Origin of the sequence: Kitasatospora sp. NPDC059803, from assembly GCF_042732255.1 — a bacterium.
GTDB lineage: Bacteria > Actinomycetota > Actinomycetes > Streptomycetales > Streptomycetaceae > Kitasatospora.
Map to the genome: position 1 here is coordinate 1 of NZ_JBHWIJ010000493.1, position 3,246 is coordinate 3,246.

2 protein-coding genes and 2 pseudogenes are annotated in these 3,246 nt (G+C 77.9%); 2 read left to right on the top strand and 2 right to left on the bottom strand.

From position 1 onward, the window contains the following. Positions 1 to 803: pseudogene (locus ACFV6I_RS38625) on the top strand (hypothetical protein); the annotation flags it as partial. A 75-nt stretch (positions 804 to 878) separates the two neighbouring features. Here ACFV6I_RS38625 and ACFV6I_RS38630 read toward each other — a convergent pair. Next, the gene (locus ACFV6I_RS38630) at positions 879 to 1,814 is read right to left on the bottom strand and encodes a spermidine synthase (protein ID WP_380430865.1); all 936 of its coding nucleotides are present in this window, start codon (positions 1,812 to 1,814) and stop codon (positions 879 to 881) included. A gap of 136 nt (positions 1,815 to 1,950) precedes the next feature. Beyond that, positions 1,951 to 2,475: a hypothetical protein gene (locus ACFV6I_RS38635; protein WP_208869100.1), complete on the bottom strand. Its 525-nt coding sequence runs from the start codon at positions 2,473 to 2,475 to the stop codon at positions 1,951 to 1,953. 438 nt (positions 2,476 to 2,913) lie between these two features. On the opposite strand from ACFV6I_RS38635, the pseudogene ACFV6I_RS38640 reads away from it, so the two are divergent. Further along, a pseudogene (locus ACFV6I_RS38640) lies at positions 2,914 to 3,246 on the top strand (hypothetical protein); the annotation flags it as partial.

Here is a 3,246-nt window from a genome sequence, read left to right on the forward strand (position 1 = left end):
ACCCCCCCACCGGGGGGGGTTGCGCCCCCCGGCCGCCTGCCCCCGACCCGGTCCCGCACCACCCCCGACCCGCCGCCGCCCCCCCCGGGGCGGGGGGCCCCGCGCCGGGCCGGGACGTCCAGCCGGGGCGGCCCGCGTACGACGGTCCGTCGGCCGAGCGGTCCGACGACCCCGGGCGCCCGGCGGCCGAGGAGGCCGAGCGCCCCTCCCCCGGGCTCGTCGGGGAACTGGCCGGCGCCGTCCCCGACGCCGGGATCGACGGCGCCACCGGCACGGTCGGCAGCGTCTTCCAGGACCGGATCCGAGCCGGCGGACTCCCCCTGCCCGGGCAACGGGCCGCCGTCCCCGACGCCTTCGCGATCGCCTCCGGCCTGCCCGACACCGTCCCCGCCCAGGGCCGCCCCGCCGAGACCCGCGCCTCCCGGGAGGGCGGGCCCGCCGAACTGCCCGCCACCACACGGTCCGGCGCCACCGGAGTCCGCTCCGCCGCACCGGCCGCCACCGCCCGCCCGTCCGGGGCGGCCGGTGCGCCCCCGGTCCAGGAGGCCACCGCCCCGGACGGGCGGAGCGCGGCCGGACCCGCCACGAGCCGTGACCGGACGGGCGCCACCACCGCCCTGCCGGTCGGGCCCGGCGCACCCGCCCAGCCGTCCGAAACCCTCGCGCTCGCCGACACCGCCACGGTGACGGCCGTGGGCGACGGTTCCGCCACCGCGACCGCCGTCCTCGCGCCGATCGCCGCCGGGCTGCTGCTGACCGGCGCGGCCATGTGCAAGCACCGCGGCCTGCCGCGCGGGCACTGACCGGACTCACGCTCCTGGCGACGGTTCCAGCGCCGGCCGCGGACGTTCACGCCCGGGGGCAACCCCTCGGGGTGGTCAGCGGAAGACGCCCGGGGGCGGGGCCGGGGAGGGGGCGGCGGTGGCGTCCGTGGCGGGGACGGCCCCGGCGGCGAACGCGGTGAGGGCGGAGCCGTGTTCGACCCGGCCGAGGGCGGCGTCGGAGGCGACGCGGCGGGTGAGGTCGGCGATCGGGAGGGGTGCGTGGGCGCCGGCGAGGACGAGGTTGCCGAAGCGCTTGCCGCGCAGGACGGCGGGGTCGGCGACCAGGCACAGTTCGGGGAAGACCGCGCCGAGGGTGGCGATCTGGGAGCGGGCGAAGGGCAGCGCCGAGCCGTCGGCGATGTTGGCCGCGTACCAGCCGCCGGGGGCGAGGGCGCGGGCGGCGAGGGCGGTGAACTCGACGGTGGTGCAGTGGGCCGGGGTGCGGGCGCCGGAGAAGACGTCGGTGATGACCAGGTCGACGCTGCCCTCGGGGGTGCGTTCGAGCACGCTGCGGGCGTCGGCACCGCGCACCTTGATCTGCCAGCCGCGCTCCAACGGCAGCTCGGTGCGGACGAGTTCGGTGAGCGCGGTGTCGATCTCTGCGACCTGCTGGCGGGAGCGGGGCCGGGTGACCGCGACGTAACGGGCCAGGGTGAGGGCGCCGCCGCCGAGGTGCAGCACGGTGAGCGGGCGGCCGGACGGGGCGACCAGGTCGATCAGGTGGCCGAGCCGGCGCTGGTACTCGAAACCGAGGTGGGTGGGGTCGGCGAGGTCGACCATGGACTGCGGGGCGCCGTCGATCAGCAGCGACCAGGCCGCGGGGCGGTCCCGGTCGGGCCGCAGTTCGGCGAGGCCGGAGCCGACCGGACGGGTGAGCGGGCCCTGGGCGTGGGTGCGGCCGCCGGGGCCGGTGACGTCCGGCCCGGTGTCGCGCTCGGTGCCGCGGCCCGTGCCCCGGGCTGCTCTGCTGCTTCGTCCCATGACCGCCATTATCGCCGCCGGGCGGGGCGGCCTCGCTGGTCAGGGAGATCCGGGAGGTCAGGGAGATCAGGGGGCGTGCCAGGTGGATCCGGCCGGAGGGGCGGGCCAGGCTCGCGGGCCCGGCGGGATCCGCACGGCACGCCCGCTAGAACGGGCCGAGGCCGCCTGCGGTGAGCGTGCAGGCGGCCTCGCAGAGGGCGGAGCGGAGCACCCAGGCGTCGGTGGGGCGGGCGGCGCAGGCGGCGCCGGAGGGGGGCATCACCCACCGCGGGTCGGTGGCGGTCGGCAGCAGGGCGCCGGCGGTACAGGAGCTGCCTGGCAGGTGCCAGGTCTCGCTGGTGCCGACGGGGACGAGGAAGGTGACGGTGCTGCCGTTGCGGCTCTGCAGGACGGCCCCGCAGGCCCTGCGCAGCCGCAGGATGTCCACCGCCTCCAAGCCGTGCCGCAGGGCGACCGTCACGGTGTCGCAGCTGGTGACGAGGGTGTCCTGGTCCGGTCCGGGGCCGAGGCGGTGGCCGGGGTGCCGGCCGCCGCGGGGGGCGCGTCCGCCTTCGACCGGGCCCCGGCCGGGGATCCGGTCGTCGGCCGGGTCGGGGAGCAGGGCGGGGGCGGCGCCGGCGAGCACGCCGCCGGCGGCCGGTCGGTACTGCGACAGTCCGGTGGCCATCATGGGCCCTCCTGTACCTCGTCGGGTCAAAAGCGCCGCCGCCCGGAAGGTGGGGGCCGCGGGGACGGACGGCAGGCCGGGGCGACGGCCTGGGCTTCCACGTATCAGGACAACGCGGCGGACACCTCACAGGCCACGGGGCGCCTTACAGCAAGGCATGGCATTTCATGGCGGATAACCCGCAACCACGCCCGCTTTATACCGAATTGGGGGCACATCTCCCATAAACCGGCTGTGGTCGACCGGTCACGCCCGGTACTGTCGGTGGCGGGTCACGACGACCCCACCGGCCACACCGGGCCGTTCCCGCACCGTCGCGCACCACCGTGCCGACACCCGGACCGTACCCGCACTTCGCCCCCGCACCCGACACCCGCGCACCTCCGGCGCCGCCGGCCGCGCACCCGCACCACCACCCTCCGCACGACCACGGAGCGCACCATGGCAGCCACCCCACCGGCCGAGCCGAACCGCCCGTCACCCAACGCCGTGATGCGCGCACTGCGCGGCAACCGCTCACCCGGCGAGTTCGCCATGGCCGTGCGCCGGGCGGCCCGGGAGATCGGGGAGCACGTGTCCTGCGACGCCCGCTACGTCGGGCGGGTCGAATCCGGCGAGATCCGCTGCCCCAACTACGCCTACGAGCGGGTCTTCCGGCACATGTGGCCGGACCGCACGCTCACCGAACTCGGCTTCTCCCCCCGGACCGCCCTCCGCCCCCCCCCCGCGGCGGGCGGCGGGGGGCGGCGGCCCCACCGCGGCGTCGTCAAATGC

Excerpts from the sequence above, each read along its gene's own strand:
- ACFV6I_RS38635 (WP_208869100.1), bottom strand. The coding sequence starts at position 2,475 with ATGATGGCCACCGGACTGTCGCAGTACCGACCGGCCGCCGGCGGCGTG.
- ACFV6I_RS38630 (WP_380430865.1), bottom strand. The coding sequence starts at position 1,814 with ATGGCGGTCATGGGACGAAGCAGCAGAGCAGCCCGGGGCACGGGCCGC.